This is a genomic window from Salipiger aestuarii, from assembly GCF_003259905.1.
GTDB lineage: Bacteria > Pseudomonadota > Alphaproteobacteria > Rhodobacterales > Rhodobacteraceae > Salipiger > Salipiger aestuarii.
The window spans coordinates 1-20,758 of the sequence record NZ_QLMG01000059.1 but is presented as its reverse complement, the minus strand read 5'-3'; the positions used below and the strand labels follow the sequence as shown (position 1 = coordinate 20,758).

Below are 20,758 nucleotides of genomic sequence, written 5' to 3'. Positions count from 1 at the left end.
CAGTGCGTGGCGCTCCCGTGACGAACTTGTCCCATAAGGCTTCCTTCCATTCATGAGAAAGGATCGCACCATCAAACCGTGGGATCAAACACCTAATGAAAATCCCGGCTTGGAAACAGCCGCTTTGCCTGTTCCCGTGGATGCATGGCACGGGCTTGAGGGCGTGATCTTGGCGCGTCATCGGCCTGTGGTCGGGTTTGGCCGATGGCGTCATCGTTCGGATGGCCGAGATCCCTTAAACGGTGCGAGATATCCTCGATATGATGGGCAATGACATGCACCACGATTCCTTCGCGCTGCACATGCCCTCTTACACGCAGCAGGCGGCCCGTCATCACGGCCCGGCGAAACCGCTTGTAGATGTTTTTCCACACCACCACGTTCGAGACCCCGGTTTCATCTTCGAGCGTCAAGAACACCACGCCTGCTGCCGTGCCCGGACGCTGGCGCGTGATGACCAAGCCGCAGACAGAAATATGGCCCTGCGCAAGCGGCCCCAAAGGCACATCGGGCAAGGCGGCATGGGGCGTCACCCCGTCCATATCCGCGCGCAAAAGCTCCATTGGATGCGCTGTGAGAGACAGGCGCATCGACACATAGTCTTCAACAACATTTTCGCCCAGTTGCATTGTTGCCAGGGTGACGACGGGCTCATGAAGGCCCTCGCCTTCAATCGGATCACTGAACAGGGGCAACGGTTTGGGGCCGGTTATCGCCTTCACCGCCCAAAGCGCATCGCGCCGCCCCATGCCAAGTCCTGCATAGGCATCCGCTTCGGCCAGCCGTTCAAGCACCGCCGGTGCGAGGCCTGCGCGCAGCCACAGCGCCTCTGGGTTGGGATAGCCATTGCCGCGTGCCGCGACGATCCATGCGGCATCTTCTTCGCGAAAGCCTTTGATCTGTCGAAACCCGAGCCGCAGGGCCAGGCTGCCATCGTTGCGGCGTTCGAGCGTGTTGTCCCATGCGCTGGCATTTACACAGATCGGGCGCATTTCGATGTGATGCTCGCGGGCGTCGCGGACAATTTGGGCGGGGGCGTAAAACCCCATGGGTTGAGAATTGAGCAAAGCGCAGGCGAAAGCCGCCGGATGATGGCATTTGAGCCATGCTGAAACATAGGCGAGCATGGCAAAAGCGGCGGCATGGCTTTCGGGGAAACCGTATTCGCCAAAACCTTCAATCTGCGAAAAACAACTTTCCGCAAAGGCCGGTTCGTAGCCGCGTTCCAACATGCCACCGATGAATTTATCCCGCAATTGGCCGATGGTGCCCATCCGGCGAAACGTGGCCATAGAGCGGCGCAGCTTGTCGGCCTCGCTTGGTGAAAATCCGGCCGCCACCACGGCGATCTGCATCGCTTGTTCCTGAAAGAGCGGCACGCCGAGGGTCTTGCCGAGCACTTTTTCAAGCTCTTTGGACGGGAATGACATCGGCTCTTTGCCTTGCCTGCGGTTGATATAGGGATGCACCATGCCGCCCTGAATCGGACCGGGGCGCACGATGGCGACCTCAATCACCAGATCGTAAAAGTCGCGCGGCTTCATACGGGGCAAGAAGTTCATCTGCGCGCGGCTTTCGACCTGAAACACCCCAATCGCATCCGCCACACAGAGCATATCAAAGGTTGACGCATCACTTTGCGGCACGCTGGCGATGGAAAGCCGATCACCGCCGTGCTGCGCAATAAGATCAAAGCTTTTGCGAATGCAGGTGAGCATTCCAAGGCTGAGAATGTCGACCTTGAGAATGCCAAGCGCATCAATATCGTCCTTGTCCCATTCAATGATCGTGCGGTTTTCCATCGCGGCGTTTTCAATCGGGCAAAGCTCGTCCAGCCGCGCCTTGGTGATGACAAACCCGCCGACATGCTGGCTCAGATGGCGCGGAAAACCGATGATTTCCCCGATGAGTCTGATTGTCAGCGCCAAACGCGGATCAGACATATCAAGGCCCAGTTCTTTAACCCGCTCAGGGTCCGCGCCGCCATTGCCCGACCCCCAGATCTGCCCCGACAGGTTTGCCGTCACATCCTTGGAAAGCCCCATGACCTTGCCCACCTCATTGATGGCCGCGCGCGAGCGAAAGTGGATCACTGTCGCGCAAAGCCCCGCACGGTGACGGCCATATTTGGCGTAGATGTGCTGGATGACTTCTTCACGACGTTCGTGTTCGAAATCCACATCAATATCCGGCGGCTCGCCGCGATGTTCAGAGACAAACCGCTCGACCACCATGGTGATGGTTTCGGGGCTGACGTCGGTGATCCCGAGCAAGTAGCACAGGATCGAATTGGCCGCCGAGCCGCGCCCTTGGCACAGAATGCCCTGAGATCGCGCAAATTGCACAATGTCATGCACGGTGAGGAAATACGCTGCAAAACCAAGTGTTTCTACCAGCGCCAGCTCTTTCTTCATTTGCGCGATGGCCGGTTTCGGCGCTCCTTTTGGATAGCGGGTTCTAAGCCCTTCGGCGGCAAGACGGGCCAATCTTTCTTGCGGCGGCTCGCCCCCTGCGATTTCATCCGGATACTCATAGCTGAGCTCGGAGAGGCAAAAGCTCGATCTGGTGGCAATCTCGATTGTGCGGCGCAGGGCCGCGGGATGGCGGGCAAAGAGGCGCGCCATGTCGGCTTCACCTTTCAGGCGGCGTTCGGCATTCAAAAGCGCCCTTGTGCCAATCCGGTCAATCGTGATCTGTTCGCGCAAACATGTCAGAACATCTGCAAGTTGCCGCCGCGATCCGTGATGCATCAGCGCATCGCCCACAGCCACCATCGGGGCCGCCGTGCGATGCGCGAGCCGGGCGCAGGCATCGAAATGCTGCTGATCGCTGCCGTCGTAGCGCGGGCTGGCCCCGACAAAAACATCTTTCGGAAAGCACCTTTTGAGCGTGGCAATCTCTGTGGCGCAATCGTGCAAGGTCGATTGCGAGAGCGCAATCAGGGTCATCCCTGCGCCGCCCTGAACAACATCGCGCAGATCAAGATAACATGCGCCTTTCGGCGCGCGGCGTTTTCCCAAGGTGAGCAGGCGCGTCAGCCGTGTATAGGCGGCGCGATCTTGGGGCAGGGCAATCCAATGGGTGTCGCTATCGCGCAAAATCAGCCGCGCGCCGACAACAAGCCTGGGCAACCGGGCCGTATCCCCCAACTCGCGGCGCAACTCTTTAAGTGCGCTATAGGCGCGCACCACACCTGCCAAAGAATTGTGATCGGTGATCGCGATGGCGTTCAGGCCCAAAGCGGCAGCACGGACGATCAGTTCTTCGGGATGCGATGCGCCGCGTAGAAAGGTGAAATTCGAGGTGCAGCACAGTTCGGCATAGCCGGGGTTCAATGACGGGTTGCGGGCGATCACGGGAATTCACCATGCACGAACCAGGCGGGATTTTGTGGTGTGTAAAACAGCCAGAGCCGCCGCCCTTCGCGCGTTTCGATATGCCAGTAATCGCGCACGCCCGATTGCCACGCCCGATCGGGCAGCCACCATTCGGGCGCAATGCGCTCTGGCCCTGTGCTGCGGCCCGTTGTAAACGCCATGCGCCGCCAGCGAAACTTCATGGGCAGTTCGGGCCCCGTCGCCGCAATCGGTTCCGGTGGGAAAAGGCGCAAAGGGCGGGGGCGCGCACTGATCCAGGGGCCTTCAGGCGCGCTATAGGCCGCAGGTGCAATTTGAAAGCTGCGCTCGGGAATGTGGCTGTCGGCGGGCAAGAAACGCCGGATATTGTCAAGCCCAATGCGATTGCCCAGCCGCGTGATCAGATCCTCCAGACCATCGCGGCGCTCTGCCGGGGTATTGCTGGCTTGCGCATTCAACAAAGGCTCGACCTGTGTGGCCTCAAGGCGCATCTGATCAATGCCATACCCGGCATCAGCCGCATGTATTCCGCGTTCGAACAGCGGTAAAATCCGTGCCGCATCGCGCATGGGCGCGGCCAGGCGCAGTTCGACCTGTTGCGCGCCTTGATCGACGCGGCGCAGGGTCAGTTGCAACTGGCGTGCCCCCATATCCCGTTCTTTGAGCTTCTCGCACAGCCGCGTCAGAAGACGCTCTGTGCCCGCCATCACATCTGCGCTGAGGCCAACCGGGTCGGGCAATGTGAGACGGACGCCATAGTGCGGCGCCTCGCGCAAAGGTGTGATGGCCTCTTCCTGTGCGCCCATGACTTGATCCAGGCGCAGCATCACCTCGGGTCCGAAACGGCGTGCAATTGCCGCGCGGGGGAGGGCGAACAGATCCGATATCTTGCGCAGGCCAAGGCGCTGGAGCGCGGTGTCTGTTTTGGCGTCAAGGCGAAGCGCCGCGACGGGCAAGGCGCCGATGTCTTCATGCGCGGCGCGCCCATAGTGCGTCAGCGCCCACGCCGCGCCGCGTGTATCGGCCGCAGCAACATGGCCCTGCAAACCCGCCCGCACAAGGCGGTGGCGCATGTCGTCAAGCATCGCCGATTCGCCGCCGAACAGATGCGCCGATCCTGCAATATTAAGCATCAAACCATCGCGGCCATCCAGGCCCACCCAGGGGCAATACCGTTTGCTCCAGCGTGCGAGCATCTGCAAAAACCGCGTATCCGCGGCGATATCGGCAGGTTGGCTTTGCAAGTCGGGGCAATAGGCGCGCGCGTCCGAAACCCCCATGCCACGATGCAATCCCTGCGCCTCGGCCGCGGGGTTCAGGCAATAGATACGGTCGGTGCCTTTCTCATGATGTGTCAGGACAAAGGGGCGGTTGTCGTTGGCTGTGTTCGTGGCGCGTGCGCGTAGAACCCTATCGCTGGGCAGTCTTGGAAACCACATTGATACGATGCGTTTGCGCATTCCACTTCACAGTCCACGCGGCGTGTGTTCCTGATTTGTTCTTTATAATTTCCCAATTTTGCAGAGTCGAGTCTGCATTTGGATCCGGGTCGAAAACAGGAGAACAGCGCCAGCGGGTTTGCGCGGCGTTGCTGCCCATGCCTTGGGGCAAAATACATAGTCCCATGGCGTTGCCGTGCTGAGATGCCAATTGCAGGCGCCGCCCTTCGGTCAGGCCCACGGGTTTGGTGATCTCCATCACCACAAGCGTCACAGAGCCCGAGCGCAGCGCCTCTTCGGCACTGGCGAGCAAGTCAAGATGCGATGGGGCCAGGGCCAATAGCAGCTGTTGCGGATCGACATAGGGGGCAAAGCCGACCGGGTTGATCTGGTCTCCCTGCCATGCCTCGCGCAGCCACACCGCCGTGCCACCCAACTGCCCGGCCAGGGCCAGGGCAAAAGACAGAGCAGACGGCCCGCAAACCTCATGCGTGCGGGCGTTCTTCGGAGGGAAGTGAGAATCGAAGTCGGTCATGGCGGTCAGCATACACGGCAAAACCGGAAAGGGATTTTGAAACTGCCCCGCGCCCTCCGGTTTTTCGCCGGTGTCGGATCGACTGACCGCGGCCCCCGTCGCCGCGCCATCAACCGCCTGACGCTGGCGGGTACAAACACCGCCGCCGCTCACACCGACATCCTCCGCCGTTCCGTCGCACCGTCGGGGCAAGCCGGGAACACCATTCCCCGCATCAACAGCCGCGTGGCGGACGGCCTGCTGAACGGCGTGCGCTTGGCTCTCTTCCGGACCGAGACCGGAGATGAGTCCGCTGTCGTGCGGGAAAAAGCCGCCCCGGTGAAACCCGGTCAGCATGCGAATGTCTTGGCACCGATCCGCCGCGCATTGACCGTCGGTGCGGCGGTATCGGACCAGGCGCCAGGCCGGACCGGATCGGCCAGCATGTCGCGCGGCAGCATCATCATCGTCGATGCCACCTTGGCAAAGCGGGTCGATCCGTCTATGAGGCTCGACGCGAGGGCTTTCACGATTCGTGACTGCCTTCATATTTCGTCCGAGACGGTGGGTTGGAGAGATCCTGTAATTCCTGCCTGAGACGGGAAGCGACATAACGTTCCGGAAATGTGTTCCGGCAGCGCGATGCGACGACCCGATTTCGGACCTTTGCGGCCGGGGAAACCCTGCCATAACGAGCCGGAGGGGGTCTCCCCTCCATACATTGGAGTGAAACTGTGGATAGAGCCCAGAAAGAGAAATTGGTCGAGGAACTCGGCCAGATCTTCGAAAGCTCTGGCGTCGTGGTGGTTGCCCGCTACGAGGGTCTCACGGTTGCCGAGATGACGGATCTTCGCGCGCGCGCAAGTGCTGGCGAAACTTCGGTCCGCGTCGCCAAGAACAGGCTCGCCAAGATTGCTCTGGAAGGGACGCCGTGCGGAAGCATTGCCGAATACCTTCAGGGCATGACCGTCATCGCCTATTCCGAAGATCCCGTGGCAGCTGCCAAGGTGGTCGAGGATTTCGCCAAGGGGAACCAGAAATTCCAGATCCTTGGCGGGAACATGGGCGGGACGGCGCTGGACCGTGCCGGTGTCGAGGCCGTGTCGAAAATGCCGTCGCGCGATGAGCTTATTGCTTCCATCGTCGGCTGTATCGGCGCACCCGCATCGAACATCGCCGGTGCCATTGGCGCCCCTGCTTCGAACATCGCCTCCATCCTCTCGACCATCGAGGAAAAGGCGGCGTAAGCGCACCCGAGACTCTTGCAGGGCACACGCCCTGTACGTTGGAACACATCTAAACATACGGAAAACGCAAAATGGCTGATCTTAAAGCACTTGCTGAGCAAATCGTCGGTCTGACCCTGCTCGAAGCACAAGAACTGAAAACCATCCTCAAGGATGAGTACGGCATCGAGCCCGCAGCGGGCGGCGCCGTCATGATGGCTGGCCCGGCCGGTGGCGATGCCGCTGCCGCCGAGGAAGAAAAGACCGAATTCGACGTGATCCTCAAAGCCGCTGGCGACAAGAAGATCAACGTCATCAAGGAAGTCCGCGGCATCACCGGCCTGGGCCTGAAAGAAGCCAAAGAGCTGGTCGAAGCCGGCGGCAAGGCTGTCAAGGAAGGCGTGTCCAAGGACGAAGCCGAAGAAATCAAGAAAAAGCTCGAAGAAGCTGGCGCCGAAGTCGAAATCAAGTAATTTCGTCTTTGCGTTGTATCACGCGAAAGCGCCCCGCAAGCGGGGCGCTTTTTCATTTTCGGGCGCGCGCTGTGCCGCGTGGCGGTCTCGCGGCGACGCGCGGACCGATGCGTCCAAAACAATCCAGGAAAACGGAATCACGTTCTGTTGGCGCTGGCGACACATGATCGCCAGGTTGCCGGGCGCCGATCCCGGTGGCGGTATTGTGAGGGCAGGGGCGCCGCCCGTCTGCGCAAGGCCGTCGAAATTTTGACCTGCCCCTTGCGTTCGGTGCGTTCAGACTCTATCTCGAAGCCTCTTGCGGTTTCGTGCGATTCGAAGCTGTCTTCCGGCGTTGTGCCCTTTCTAGCAGGTGAATCGGGAAAAGAAGCGGACCCAGCCAGACCACCCACGGTGACACGGCAGCTTCCGCAAGACCAGCGTGTTTCGTTTGCCCCGACTTGGCAAGCTCCTCATCGCCGAGGAGCTTTCCAAGGCAGGGATCGGATCGAGAGACCCACTTTGGGACGTGGGTCGAGCATGGATCAGATGAATTGCCATCTCGGATGGATGCACGGCCGGCGCCCACCGGCCTGTGTTTTCGTTGAGAAGCTGAAAAGGTGACCAACCTCATGGCGCAAAGTTTCCTTGGCCAGAAACGTCTTCGCAAATATTATGGCAAGATCCGGGAAGTCCTGGAAATGCCGAACCTCATCGAGGTCCAGAAATCTTCGTACGAGCTGTTCCTGAAATCCGGCGACCAGCCCCTGCCGTCCGACGGCGAGGGGATCAAGGGCGTTTTCCAGTCGGTTTTTCCGATCAAGGATTTCAACGAAACCGCCGTTCTGGAATTCGTATCCTACGAGCTGGAAAAGCCCAAGTACGACGTCGAAGAGTGCATGCAGCGCGACATGACCTACAGCGCCCCGCTGAAGGTGACGCTGCGTCTGATCGTGTTCGATATCGACGAGGACACCGGCGCGAAGTCGGTCAAGGACATCAAGGAACAGGATGTCTTCATGGGCGACATGCCCCTGATGACGCCGAACGGCACCTTCGTCGTGAATGGCACCGAGCGGGTGATCGTCAGCCAGATGCACCGCTCGCCCGGCGTGTTCTTTGACCATGACAAGGGCAAGACGCACAGCTCGGGCAAGCTGCTGTTCGCCTGCCGGATCATTCCCTATCGCGGGTCGTGGCTGGATTTCGAATTCGACGCCAAGGACATCGTGTTTGCGCGCATCGACCGTCGCCGCAAGCTGCCGGTGACGACGCTGCTTTACGCTCTTGGTCTCGACCAGGAAGCGATCATGGACGCGTATTACAACACCGTCGATTATACGCTGCGCCGGGGCGAGGGTTGGGTCACCAAGTTCTTCCCCGAACGCGTGCGCGGCACCCGTCCGACCTATGATCTTGTCGATGCGGATTCCGGCGAGATCATCGCCGAAGCCACCAAGAAGATCACCCCGCGCGCGGTCAAGAAGCTGATCGACGAGGGCAACGTCAAGGACCTGCTGCTGCCGTTCGAGCAGATCGTCGGCAAGTTCGTCGCCAAGGACATCATCAACGAGGACACCGGCGCCATCTACGTCGAGGCCGGCGATGAGCTGACCTGGGTCGTGGACAAGGACGGCGATGTCACCGGCGGGTCGCTCAAGGATCTGATGGACGCGGGGATCACCGAGATCCCGGTGCTGGACATCGACAACATCACCGTGGGCGCCTACATGCGCAACACTGTGGCGGCGGACAAGAACATGGACCGCAACGGCGCGCTCATGGACATCTACCGCGTCATGCGTCCGGGCGAGCCGCCCACCGTCGAGGCGGCCTCGTCGCTGTTCGACACGCTGTTCTTTGACGGCGAACGCTACGATCTGTCGGCTGTTGGCCGGGTCAAGATGAACATGCGCCTGGCGCTTGAAAAGCCCGACACCCAGCGCACGCTGGACCGTGACGACATCGTCAAGTGCATCAAGGCGCTGGTCGATCTGCGCGACGGGCGCGGCGACATTGATGACATCGACCACCTCGGCAACCGTCGTGTACGCTCGGTCGGCGAACTGATGGAAAACCAGTACCGCGTCGGTCTTCTGCGCATGGAACGTGCGATCAAGGAACGCATGTCTTCGGTCGAAATCGACACGGTGATGCCGCAGGATCTGATCAACGCCAAGCCGGCGGCGGCGGCGGTGCGTGAGTTCTTTGGCTCGTCGCAGTTGTCGCAGTTCATGGACCAGACCAACCCGCTGTCCGAAGTGACGCACAAGCGTCGCCTGTCGGCGCTCGGGCCGGGTGGTCTGACGCGCGAGCGCGCGGGCTTTGAGGTCCGCGACGTTCACCCGACCCACTACGGTCGGATGTGCCCGATCGAAACGCCCGAAGGCCCGAACATCGGTCTGATCAACAGCCTTGCGACCTTTGCCCGCGTGAACAAGTACGGCTTTATCGAAACGCCCTACCGGGTGGTCAAGGACAAGCAGGTGACCGATGAGGTCCACTACATGTCCGCCACCGAAGAAATGCGCCACACGGTCGCGCAGGCGAACGCCAACATCGACGGCGCGGGCCAGTTCGTGAACGAAATGGTCAACACGCGGAAATCCGGCGATTACACGCTGTCGCCGGCGGAAAGCGTCGATCTGATCGACGTGTCGCCCAAGCAGTTGGTCTCGGTTGGGGCGTCGCTGATCCCGTTCCTGGAAAACGATGACGCCAACCGTGCCCTGATGGGCGCGAACATGCAGCGTCAGGCGGTTCCGACCCTGCGCGCCGAGGCGCCGCTTGTCGGCACCGGCATCGAAGGCAAGGTCGCCATCGACTCCGGTGCGGCCATTCAGGCCAAGCGGGCCGGCATCGTCGATCAGGTCGATGCGCAGCGGATCGTGATCCGCGCGACCTCCGATCTGGAACTGGGCGATGCGGGCGTCGACATCTACCGCATGCGCAAGTTCCAGCGCTCGAACCAGAACACCTGTATCAACCAGAAGCCTCTGGTGAAGGTGGGTCAGACGGTTCAAAAGGGCGAAATCGTGGCGGACGGCCCGTCGACGGACATGGGGGAGCTGGCGCTTGGCAAGAACGTCATCACCGCCTTCATGCCGTGGAACGGCTACAACTACGAAGATTCGATCCTGATTTCGGAACGCATCGCGCGCGATGACGTGTTCACCTCTGTCCACATCGAGGAATTCGAAGTCGCGGCGCGCGACACCAAGCTTGGGCCCGAGGAAATCACCCGCGACATTCCCAACGTCGGCGAGGAGGCCCTGCGCAACCTTGACGAGGCGGGCATCGTCTACATCGGCGCCGACGTCGAACCGGGCGACATCCTGGTGGGCAAGATCACCCCCAAGGGTGAATCTCCGATGACGCCGGAAGAAAAGCTGCTGCGCGCCATCTTCGGCGAAAAGGCATCGGACGTTCGCGACACCTCGCTGCGGGTCAAGCCGGGCGATTACGGCACCGTGGTCGAAGTTCGGGTGTTCAACCGCCACGGGGTCGAGAAAGACGAACGTGCGCTGCAGATCGAGCGAGAGGAAGTCGAACGTCTGGCCCGTGACCGGGACGACGAGCTGGCGATCCTCGACCGTAACATCTATGCGCGGCTGCACGACCTGATCCTCGGCAAAACTGCGGTGAAGGGCCCCAAGGGCGTACGTCCGAATTCGGAAATCACCGAGGATCTTCTGGGTACGCTGAGCCGCGGCCAGTGGTGGCAGCTTGCTCTGGAACAGGAGCAGGACGCCCAGATCGTCGAGGCGCTGCACGAACAGTACGAAGTGCAAAAACGCGCGCTGGATGCCCGTTTCGAAGACAAGGTCGAAAAGGTCCGTCGCGGCGACGATCTGCCGCCGGGCGTGATGAAGATGGTCAAGGTCTTCGTGGCCGTGAAGCGCAAGCTTCAGCCCGGCGACAAGATGGCCGGTCGTCACGGCAACAAGGGCGTTATTTCCCGCGTTGTTCCGATGGAAGACATGCCGTTCCTCGAAGACGGTACGCCGGTCGACTTCTGCCTCAACCCTCTGGGCGTGCCGTCGCGGATGAACGTCGGCCAGATTCTGGAAACCCACATGGGCTGGGCCGCGCGCGGCCTGGGCATCAAGATCGACGATGCGCTGCAGGATTACCGGCGCTCGGGCGACCTGACACCGGTGCGCGAAGCGATGCGCATTGCCTATGGCGATGATGTCTATGAAGAAGGCATCGTTGGAATGGACGAAGAGGATCTCGTCGAAGCGGCAGGCAACGTCACGCGCGGCGTACCGATCGCGACGCCGGTCTTCGACGGTGCCAAGGAAGCGGATATCGACGATGCGCTGATCCGGGCCGGTTTCGACACAGCCGCCCAGTCGCGGCTGTTCGACGGGCGCAGCGGAGAAGAGTTCAGCCGCAAGGTCACCGTGGGTGTGAAGTACCTGCTCAAACTTCACCACTTGGTGGATGACAAGATCCACGCGCGATCGACCGGGCCGTACAGCCTTGTGACCCAGCAGCCGCTGGGCGGTAAGGCGCAGTTCGGTGGTCAGCGTTTCGGGGAGATGGAGGTCTGGGCGCTGGAAGCCTATGGCGCCGCCTATACCCTGCAGGAAATGCTGACCGTCAAGTCGGACGACGTGGCGGGCCGGACCAAGGTCTACGAAAGCATCGTCAAGGGCGAGGACAATTACGAAGCGGGCGTCCCCGAGAGCTTCAACGTGCTCGTCAAGGAAGTCCGCGGCCTCGGCCTGAACATGGAACTCCTGGACGCCGAGGGAGGGGAAGAGTGACGAAGAATTTTCGTACGAAAATTCTTCCGAACCGCACAAGACCCAAGATTTTTCGTACGAAAAATCTTGGGCTCCCCTCCTCCGGCAGCCATGACACAAAGGTTTTGACATGAACCAGGAACTGACCAACAACCCGTTCAATCCGCTGACCCCGCCCAAGGTTTTTGACGAGATCAAGGTCTCGCTCGCATCCCCTGAGCGTATTCTCAGCTGGTCCTACGGCGAGATCAAAAAGCCCGAGACGATCAACTACCGCACGTTCAAGCCCGAGCGTGACGGTCTGTTCTGCGCGCGCATCTTCGGTCCGATCAAGGATTACGAATGCCTGTGCGGCAAGTACAAGCGCATGAAATATCGCGGCGTCGTCTGCGAAAAATGCGGCGTCGAAGTGACGCTGCAGAAAGTCCGGCGCGAGCGCATGGGCCACATCGAACTGGCCGCCCCCTGCGCTCATATCTGGTTCCTCAAGTCGCTGCCCTCGCGCATTGGCCTGATGCTGGACATGACGCTGCGCGACCTGGAGCGCGTGCTCTATTTCGAAAACTACGTGGTGATCGAACCGGGCCTGACCGATCTGACCTATGGCCAGATGATGACCGAGGATGAATTCCTCGACGCGCAGGACCAGTTCGGCATGGACGCTTTCACCGCCAATATCGGCGCGGAAGCGATCCGCGAAATGCTCGCGGCCATCGACCTTGAGGCCGAAGCCGAAACCCTGCGCGCCGATCTCAAGGAAGCGACCGGCGAGCTCAAGCCCAAGAAGATCATCAAGCGGCTCAAGGTGGTGGAATCCTTCCTGGAATCCGGCAACCGCCCCGAGTGGATGATCCTGACCGTCGTGCCGGTTATTCCGCCCGAACTGCGCCCGCTGGTGCCGCTGGATGGGGGACGTTTCGCGACGTCTGATCTCAACGATCTGTATCGCCGCGTGATCAACCGGAACAACCGCCTCAAGCGGCTGATCGAACTGCGTGCGCCGGACATTATCGTTCGCAACGAAAAGCGGATGCTTCAGGAAGCGGTCGATGCGCTGTTCGACAACGGACGCCGTGGCCGTGTCATCACCGGCGCCAACAAGCGCCCGCTGAAGTCCCTGAGCGATATGCTCAAGGGCAAGCAGGGTCGTTTCCGTCAGAACCTTCTGGGCAAGCGCGTCGACTTCTCGGGCCGTTCGGTCATCGTGACCGGCCCCGAGCTGAAGCTGCATCAGTGCGGGTTGCCCAAGAAGATGGCGCTCGAACTGTTCAAGCCATTCATCTACTCGCGGCTTGAAGCCAAGGGCCTGTCGTCGACGGTCAAGCAGGCCAAGAAGCTGGTCGAAAAGGAACGCCCCGAAGTCTGGGACATCCTTGACGAGGTCATCCGCGAACACCCGGTCCTGCTGAACCGCGCGCCGACGCTGCACCGTCTGGGCATCCAGGCGTTCGAACCGCAACTGATCGAAGGCAAGGCGATCCAGCTGCACCCGCTTGTCTGTTCGGCCTTCAACGCCGACTTCGACGGGGATCAGATGGCCGTTCACGTCCCGCTGAGCCTTGAGGCCCAGTTGGAAGCGCGGGTCCTGATGATGTCGACGAACAACGTGCTGTCGCCCGCCAACGGCGCGCCGATCATCGTTCCGTCGCAGGACATGATCCTGGGCATCTATTATGTCTCGATCATGCGCGAAGGCATGAAGGGCGAAGGCATGGTGTTCTCGTCCATCGAAGAAGTCGAACACGCGCTGACCGCGGGCGAAGTGCACCTGCACGCCAAGATCCAGTGTCGGGTCAAGCAGATCGACGAAACCGGTGACGAGGTCGTCAAGCGGTATGAAACCACGCCGGGCCGGGTCCGTCTGGGCGCGCTGCTGCCGATGAACGCCAAGGCGCCGTTCGAGTTGGTGAACAACCTGCTGCGGAAAAAGGACGTTCAGCGCGTCATCGACACCGTTTACCGCTACTGCGGTCAGAAGGAATCGGTGATCTTCTGCGACCAGATCATGTCGATGGGTTTCAAAGAGGCGTTCAAGGCGGGCATTTCCTTCGGCAAGGCCGACATGGTGATCCCCGACAACAAGTGGACGCTCGTCGAGGAAACCCGTGAGCAGGTCAAGGATTTCGAACAGCAGTACATGGACGGCCTGATCACCCAGGGTGAAAAGTACAACAAGGTCGTGGATGCCTGGTCGAAGTGTAACGACAAGGTCACCGAGGCGATGATGTCGACCATTTCGGCGTCCAAGCGCGCCGAGGACGGGTCGGAAATGGAACCGAACTCGGTTTACATGATGGCCCACTCGGGGGCGCGTGGCTCGGTCACGCAGATGAAGCAGCTGGGCGGGATGCGCGGCCTGATGGCGAAGCCGAACGGCGACATCATCGAGACGCCGATCATCTCGAACTTCAAGGAAGGTCTGACCGTTCTTGAATACTTCAACTCGACCCACGGTGCCCGCAAGGGTCTGTCGGATACGGCTCTCAAGACGGCGAACTCGGGCTATCTGACCCGTCGTCTCGTGGACGTGGCGCAGGATTGCATCGTGCGCATGCACGACTGTGGCACCGACCGTGCGATCACCGCCGAAGCCGCTGTCAACGACGGCGAAGTCGTCGCCTCGCTGGGCGAACGTCTTCTGGGGCGCGTCGCGGCCGAGGACATCCTGCGCCCCGGTACCGACGAGGTGCTGATCCGCGAGGGCCAGCTCATAGACGAACGCATGGCCGATCTGATCGAAGAGGCCGCGGTGCAGGTCACGCGCATCCGCTCGCCCCTGACCTGTGAGGCCGAAGAGGGCGTCTGCGCCATGTGCTACGGGCGTGACCTCGCGCGCGGCACCATGGTCAACACCGGCGAAGCTGTCGGCATCATCGCCGCGCAGTCCATCGGTGAACCCGGCACGCAGCTGACGATGCGGACCTTCCACATCGGCGGTGTTGCGCAGGGTGGCCAGCAGTCGTTCCTGGAAGCGTCGCAGGAAGGCGTCATCGAGTTCGAGAATGCCTCGTTGCTTGAAAACACCAGCGGCGACATGCTGGTGATGGGCCGCAACATGAAGCTGCGCATCATGGGCGAGGACGGCAAGGAACGTGCCAGCCACAAGCTGGGCTACGGCACCAAGCTGTTCGTCAAGGAAGGCGATACCATCGCGCGCGGTACCAAGCTGCTCGAATGGGACCCCTACACGCTGCCGATCATCGCCGAGGCGGACGGTATCGCGCGTCACGTCGACCTTGTGCAGGGGATGGCGGTGCGCGACGAGACCGACGATGCCACCGGCATGTCGCAGAAGATCGTGATCGACTGGCGCGCCGCGCCCAAGGGCAACGAGCTCAAGCCGGAAATCATCCTGATGGATGGCGATGGCGAGCCTGTGCGCAACGCGGCCGGCAACCCGATCACCTATCCGATGTCGGTGGATGCGATCCTGTCGTGCGAAGACGGGCAGGAGATCAAGGCCGGTGACGTCGTGGCGCGTATTCCGCGCGAGGGCGCAAAGACCAAGGACATCACCGGCGGTCTGCCGCGTGTGGCTGAACTCTTTGAAGCGCGGCGTCCCAAGGACAACGCGATCATCGCCGAAATCGACGGCTATGTGCGCTTTGGCAAGGACTACAAGAACAAGCGTCGCATCGCGATCGATCCGGTCGACGACAGCCTTGAGTCGCGCGAATACATGATCCCGAAGGGCAAGCACATCCCGGTGGTCGAAGGCGACTTCGTCCAAAAGGGCGACTACATCATGGATGGCAACCCCGCGCCGCATGACATCCTGGCCATCATGGGTGTCGAGGCGCTGGCGAACTACATGATCGACGAAGTGCAGGACGTGTATCGACTGCAAGGTGTGAAGATCAACGACAAGCACATCGAAGTCATCGTCCGTCAGATGCTGCAAAAGTGGGAGATCCAGGATTCCGGAGACACCACGCTTCTGAAGGGCGAGCACGTCGACAAGGCCGAATTCGATGCGGCAAACGAGAAGATCGAGAAAAAGGGCGGTCGCGCTGCCAAGGGCGAGCCGATCCTGCTGGGGATTACCAAGGCGTCGCTTCAGACCCGGTCCTTTATCTCTGCCGCCTCGTTCCAGGAAACGACCCGCGTGCTGACCGAAGCTTCGGTGCAGGGCAAGCGCGACAAGCTTGTGGGCCTCAAGGAGAACGTCATCGTGGGCCGCCTGATCCCGGCGGGCACCGGCGGCGCCACCCAGCGTGTGCGCAAGATCGCAACCGATCGCGACACCAAGGTCATCGACGTCAAACGCGCCGAGGCCGATGCAGCGGCCCGGCTTGCGGCGCCCGAGGCCGACACATCGGGCAGCGACATCATCGGGGGCGACGAGTTCGACAACCTCGTGGTGGATACCCCAGAAAGCCGCGAGTGATCCGCGCTGCCTGACGGGCATCTGTGACACTGGCAAAGGCCTCTGCCCTTCGGGTGGGGGCCTTTCGCTTTTCTTGTCCGGGGCGGAAGCTGCATCGGGTTCAAGAAACCTGGCTTCCGAACCCGGCGGTCGCGCGCTGTAGGCCGGGCATCACCGCCCAATCAGAAAACGCCAGCGGCGCAGTTCCGACAGCGTGGGCGCTTTCGTGCCGGGCGTTCGTGGATCAAGGTGGCGGGCACCGCGCGCCGCTCAGTCAGGTTCAGGCAAGGGGCATGGCGCCGAAAATCGACCGCACCTGATCGGCGTCGATCGCAAAGCGCGCGCGCAGCAAGGCCTCGCCGGCGGCATCGAGCCGGGGCAGGGCCACAGGCCTGACGTGTCCCTTCTGACGCGAATCGTTGTGATCGTTGTGCCCACGCACATACATGGCCCGGTCGGTAAAGCTGAGCGTGGGCATGAACCGCAGGATCTTGTTATGCCCGAAGTTCATGATGGACTGCCGGACCCCGGCCTGCACCGCCATGGCCTGCGCCACGCCCCAGAATGGTGTCACGCTTTCCTCCGCGCACAGACCTTTGGCATCGGGCCGCGCCACATAGCCGCGATTCCAGTCAAAGCCGACCAGCCGATGCCTTGCCAGCAGCGCACGCACATCATCGGCGGCCTGCCGCAGCGTGGCGACAAAATCCACCGCGACCGCGTCGTCGTCGTCATGGCGGAATTGCAAGCAGGGAGCAGCCATGTCGCGGGCCTCGTTGATGACGCTTTGACAGACGGCGCGGTGGGGGCCGGACGGACGTATCACGATGCGCGCCTGGCGGAACCCGGACAGCAGGGCCTCTAGCCGGGCGCGATACCCCTGTGGCAGCGTGTCGCCGATCAGCACGAGGAGCGCGAAGTCAGGATCGGTCTGCGCCTTCAGGCCCGGCAGGCAGATCGCTTCGAAATGGGCCAGGCGTTCTTCCATCCGGGCCGGGGCGTAAAGATAGGCCTCACGGCTTGCCGGGTCGGCGTGTTCGACCTGAAAACCGCCCTCGGCGGGCCATGAAAACCGGCATAATCCGATGACTTGCATTCAGGCATCTCCTGCGGCAGACCTGCGGTTCGTGCATGCCACCGCAGCTTTGCCCGTGCAAGGGCAGGGCGTTGTTGACAAGGGGCGCGACTCCCCATATACGCGCCTCAATTCGTCGGAGCCCCAGTGCGTCCGGCGCATTCTACACTAATGAAGCGGTCAAGATCCGGGCCGAAACGCCCCGATCCTCTGTACATCCACCGCGACGCTCCCACGGGAGCGGATGCGGTGCTTTGCGTCTTTTCTGACGTTCTGTCGGATGTCGCGCACCAGCCGGTGACCTGTGGACGCGCAGGGCGCCTTGAATTTTGGAACCCGCACGGGCAACCCCGTGCACATATATGTGAGAAACGGGGAAACGACCCAATGCCCACGATCCAGCAGCTGATCCGCAAGCCGCGGCAGCCGAAAGTCAAACGCTCGAAGTCCATGCACCTGCAGGAATGCCCGCAAAAGCGCGGCGTCTGCACACGCGTCTACACCACCACCCCGAAGAAGCCGAACTCGGCTATGCGGAAAGTCGCCAAGGTGCGTCTGACCAACGGCTTCGAGGTCATCAGCTACATCCCCGGTGAAAGCCACAACCTCCAGGAGCACTCGGTTGTGCTGATCCGCGGCGGTCGTGTCAAAGACCTTCCGGGTGTGCGTTACCATATCCTGCGTGGCGTGCTCGACACCCAGGGCGTCAAGGATCGGAAGCAGCGTCGCTCGAAGTACGGCGCGAAGCGTCCCAAGTAAGAGGATTAGGTAAATGTCTCGTCGTCACGCCGCTGAAAAGCGCGAAGTCCTGCCCGACGCCAAGTATGGCGATGTCGTGCTGACCAAGTTCATGAACAACCTGATGATCGACGGTAAGAAGTCGGTTGCGGAAAAGATCGTCTACAACGCGCTCGATCGCGTCGAGGGCAAGATCAAGCGCGCCCCGGTGGAAGTGTTCCACGAGGCGCTTGAGAACATCAAGCCGTCGGTCGAGGTGCGCTCGCGCCGCGTCGGTGGTGCCACCTACCAGGTGCCCGTCGAAGTGCGCATCGAACGTCGCGAAGCCCTGGCCATCCGCTGGCTGATCAACGCATCGCGCGCCCGCAACGAGAACACGATGGAAGAGCGCCTTGCAGGCGAGCTTATAGATGCTGTTCAGTCGCGCGGATCCGCTGTGAAAAAGCGCGAAGATACGCACAAGATGGCCGACGCGAACAAAGCGTTCAGCCACTACCGCTGGTAACAGAACTTCCCTCCGGAAAGGCAGTCCACTATGGCACGCGAATATCCGCTCACACGTTACCGCAACTTCGGGATCATGGCCCATATCGACGCGGGCAAGACCACGACGACCGAGCGTATTCTCTTCTACACTGGCCGGTCCCACAAGATCGGCGAAGTCCACGATGGCGCGGCCACCATGGACTGGATGGAGCAGGAGCAGGAGCGGGGCATCACGATCACCTCGGCTGCGACCACGACATTCTGGCAGTGGCAGGAAGATCCGACCGAAGAAGGTACTTCGGACACGAAATTCCGCTACAACATCATCGACACGCCCGGCCACGTCGACTTTACCATCGAAGTCGAACGCTCGCTGGCCGTGCTTGACGGTGCCATCTGCCTTCTGGACGGGAACGCCGGCGTCGAGCCGCAGACCGAAACCGTGTGGCGTCAGGCTGACCGCTACAAGGTTCCGCGGATCGTATTCGTCAACAAGATGGACAAGATCGGCGCCGACTATTTCAACTGCGTCAAGATGGTCAAGGATCGCACCGGTGCGATCCCGGTCCCGGTCAATTTCCCGATCGGTGCCGAAGACCAGCTGGAAGGCATCGTCGACCTGGTCACCATGGAAGAGTGGGTCTGGGAAGGCGAAGACCTGGGTGCGTCCTGGGTTCGCCGTCCGATTCGCGACAGTCTGAAGGACACCGCAGACGAGTGGCGGTCGCACCTGATCGAGCACGCGGTCGAACAAGACGACGACGCCATGGAAGCCTATCTCGAAGGCGAAGAGCCCGACATCGCCACCCTGCGGAAACTGATCCGCAAGGGCACGCTGTCGCTGTCCTTCGTTCCGGTCCTGGGTGGCTCGGCGTTCAAGAACAAGGGCGTTCAGCCGCTTCTGAACGGCGTTGTCGATTTCCTGCCCGGTCCTCTGGACGTTCCGCCCTACATGGGCTTTTCGCCGGATGACGAGACCGAAACCCGGAACCTCGCGCGTCATGCCGACGATTCGGAACCGTTCTCGGGTCTTGCGTTCAAGATCATGAACGACCCTTTCGTGGGCACGCTCACCTTCACCCGGATCTATTCCGGCGTGATGAAAAAGGGCGACTCGATCCTGAACTCGACCAAGGGCAAGAAAGAGCGCATCGGTCGTATGATGATGATGCACTCGAACAACCGCGAAGAGATCGAGGAAGCGTTTGCAGGCGACATCATCGCGCTGGCCGGTTTGAAAGAGACCACCACCGGTGACACACTCTGCGCCCAGGCCGCACCCGTCGTGCTGGAAACCATGACCTTCCCCGATCCCGTCATCGAGATCGCGGTCGAGCCCAAGACCAAGAACGACCAGGAAAAGATGTCGGCGGGCCTGGCCCGTCTGGCTGCCGAAGACCCGTCCTTCCGCGTGGAAACTGACCAGGAATCCGGTCAGACCATCATGAAAGGCATGGGCGAACTTCACCTGGACATCCTGGTCGATCGTCTCAAGCGCGAGTTCAAGGTCGAAGCCAACATCGGCGCGCCGCAGGTGGCTTACCGCGAAACCATCGGTCACGAGATCGAACACACCTACACCCACAAGAAGCAGTCGGGTGGGTCCGGTCAGTTCGCCGAAGTGAAGATGGTCATTTCGCCGACAGAGCCGGGCGAAGGCTATTCGTTCGAGTCCAAGATCGTCGGCGGCTCCGTGCCCAAGGAATATATTCCGGGTGTGGAAAAGGGCGTGAAATCGGTGATGGACTCCGGTCCGCTGGCCGGCTTCCCGGTGATCGACTTCAAGGTCATGCTGATCGACGGCAAGTTCCACGACGTCGACTCCTCGGTCCTTGCCTTCGAAATCGCCTCGCGCATGTGCATGCGCGAAGGTCTTCGCAAGGCCGGTGCCAAGCTGCTTGAGCCGATGATGAAGGTCGAAGTGGTCACGCCGGAAGAATACACCGGTTCGATCATCGGCGACCTGACCTCGCGTCGCGGTCAGGTGTCGGGTCAGGAACAGCGCGGCAATGCCGTGGCGATCCTGGCGTTCGTGCCGCTGGCCAACATGTTCGGCTACATCAACACCCTGCGGTCGATGTCTTCGGGCCGCGCGCAGTTCTCGATGCAGTTCGACCACTACGACCCGGTTCCGCAGAACATCTCTGACGAGATCCAGTCGAAATACGCCTAAGCCGGGTGGCGGGGGAAACCCCGCCCTACCCATTTCCCGTAGGGCAGGCCACGGCCCGCCATCCGACAAGACAGAGGAGCCAATACCATGGCAAAGGAAAAGTTTGCGCGGAACAAACCGCATTGCAACATCGGCACGATCGGTCACGTTGACCACGGCAAGACGACGCTGACGGCGGCGAT

The 20,758-nt window shown here is 61.2% G+C and carries 13 protein-coding genes and 1 pseudogene; 8 read left to right on the top strand and 6 right to left on the bottom strand.

Annotation, left to right across the window (positions count from 1 at the left end):
- Window positions 1–92: 92 nt before the first annotated feature.
- The 5 genes and pseudogenes from ATI53_RS20130 to ATI53_RS23045 all read right to left on the bottom strand — a co-directional run bounded on the left by ATI53_RS20130 (window position 93) and on the right by ATI53_RS23045 (window position 5,839).
- Window positions 93–3,356, bottom strand: coding sequence for an error-prone DNA polymerase (locus ATI53_RS20130; protein WP_205912167.1), 3,264 nt, complete (start codon window positions 3,354–3,356; stop codon window positions 93–95).
- Entirely contained in the window at window positions 3,353–4,312 is a 960-nt protein-coding gene (locus tag ATI53_RS20125) for a Y-family DNA polymerase (RefSeq protein WP_311136025.1), read from the bottom strand. The genes ATI53_RS20130 and ATI53_RS20125 overlap by 4 nt, the downstream gene beginning before the upstream one ends.
- Window positions 4,313–4,411: 99 nt before the next feature.
- Window positions 4,412–4,795, bottom strand: a pseudogene (locus ATI53_RS24610) (Y-family DNA polymerase); the annotation flags it as partial.
- Window positions 4,767–5,666, bottom strand: coding sequence for an ImuA family protein (locus tag ATI53_RS24300; protein WP_311136024.1), 900 nt, complete (start codon window positions 5,664–5,666; stop codon window positions 4,767–4,769). The gene ATI53_RS24300 and the pseudogene ATI53_RS24610, both read right to left, overlap by 29 nt.
- A complete protein-coding gene (locus ATI53_RS23045) occupies window positions 5,660–5,839 on the bottom strand; it encodes a hypothetical protein (protein ID WP_009505026.1) in 180 nt (59 codons plus the stop codon). Before ATI53_RS23045 ends, ATI53_RS24300 begins: the two co-directional genes overlap by 7 nt.
- Before the next feature lie 204 nt (window positions 5,840–6,043).
- On the opposite strand from ATI53_RS23045, the gene rplJ reads away from it, so the two are divergent.
- The 4 genes from rplJ to rpoC all read left to right on the top strand — a co-directional run bounded on the left by rplJ (window position 6,044) and on the right by rpoC (window position 16,125).
- Entirely contained in the window at window positions 6,044–6,556 is a 513-nt protein-coding gene (rplJ, locus tag ATI53_RS20115; RefSeq protein ID WP_009505027.1) for a 50S ribosomal protein L10, read from the top strand.
- Between the two features lie 71 nt (window positions 6,557–6,627).
- Complete coding sequence (rplL, locus tag ATI53_RS20110) at window positions 6,628–7,008, top strand: 50S ribosomal protein L7/L12 (RefSeq protein WP_009505028.1); 381 nt, start codon at window positions 6,628–6,630, stop codon at window positions 7,006–7,008.
- Window positions 7,009–7,619: 611 nt separating this feature from the next.
- Complete coding sequence (gene rpoB, locus ATI53_RS20105; protein ID WP_009505029.1) at window positions 7,620–11,759, top strand: DNA-directed RNA polymerase subunit beta; 4,140 nt, start codon at window positions 7,620–7,622, stop codon at window positions 11,757–11,759.
- 109 nt (window positions 11,760–11,868) lie between these two features.
- A complete protein-coding gene (gene rpoC / locus ATI53_RS20100; protein WP_009505030.1) occupies window positions 11,869–16,125 on the top strand; it encodes a DNA-directed RNA polymerase subunit beta' in 4,257 nt (1,418 codons plus the stop codon).
- A 259-nt stretch (window positions 16,126–16,384) separates the two neighbouring features.
- Here the strand turns inward: rpoC and ATI53_RS20095 are convergent, their stop codons facing one another.
- The gene (locus ATI53_RS20095) at window positions 16,385–17,200 is read right to left on the bottom strand and encodes a glycosyltransferase (protein WP_111551199.1); all 816 of its coding nucleotides are present in this window, start codon (window positions 17,198–17,200) and stop codon (window positions 16,385–16,387) included.
- A gap of 366 nt (window positions 17,201–17,566) precedes the next feature.
- Between ATI53_RS20095 and rpsL the strand changes: the two genes are divergently transcribed.
- The 4 genes from rpsL to ATI53_RS20075 all read left to right on the top strand — a co-directional run.
- On the top strand, window positions 17,567–17,938 hold the full coding sequence (gene rpsL, locus ATI53_RS20090) for a 30S ribosomal protein S12 (RefSeq protein ID WP_007118826.1): 372 nt from the start codon (window positions 17,567–17,569) through the stop codon (window positions 17,936–17,938).
- A gap of 13 nt (window positions 17,939–17,951) precedes the next feature.
- Entirely contained in the window at window positions 17,952–18,422 is a 471-nt protein-coding gene (gene rpsG / locus ATI53_RS20085) for a 30S ribosomal protein S7 (protein WP_009505032.1), read from the top strand.
- Between the two features lie 30 nt (window positions 18,423–18,452).
- The gene (gene fusA, locus ATI53_RS20080) at window positions 18,453–20,576 is read left to right on the top strand and encodes an elongation factor G (RefSeq protein WP_009505033.1); all 2,124 of its coding nucleotides are present in this window, start codon (window positions 18,453–18,455) and stop codon (window positions 20,574–20,576) included.
- 87 nt (window positions 20,577–20,663) lie between these two features.
- The coding region (locus tag ATI53_RS20075; protein ID WP_249033412.1) for a GTP-binding protein at window positions 20,664–20,758 on the top strand (95 nt) is incomplete at its 3' end.

Bases quoted from the DNA above. Each gene is read 5' to 3' on its own strand.
- ATI53_RS20095 (WP_111551199.1), bottom strand. From the start codon at position 17,200: ATGCAAGTCATCGGATTATGCCGGTTTTCATGGCCCGCCGAGGGCGGT.
- rplL (WP_009505028.1), top strand. From the start codon at position 6,628: ATGGCTGATCTTAAAGCACTTGCTGAGCAAATCGTCGGTCTGACCCTG.
- rpsG (WP_009505032.1), top strand. From the start codon at position 17,952: ATGTCTCGTCGTCACGCCGCTGAAAAGCGCGAAGTCCTGCCCGACGCC.
- ATI53_RS24300 (WP_311136024.1), bottom strand. From the start codon at position 5,666: ATGCTGACCGGGTTTCACCGGGGCGGCTTTTTCCCGCACGACAGCGGA.
- rpoB (WP_009505029.1), top strand. From the start codon at position 7,620: ATGGCGCAAAGTTTCCTTGGCCAGAAACGTCTTCGCAAATATTATGGC.
- rpsL (WP_007118826.1), top strand. From the start codon at position 17,567: ATGCCCACGATCCAGCAGCTGATCCGCAAGCCGCGGCAGCCGAAAGTC.
- rpoC (WP_009505030.1), top strand. From the start codon at position 11,869: ATGAACCAGGAACTGACCAACAACCCGTTCAATCCGCTGACCCCGCCC.
- fusA (WP_009505033.1), top strand. From the start codon at position 18,453: ATGGCACGCGAATATCCGCTCACACGTTACCGCAACTTCGGGATCATG.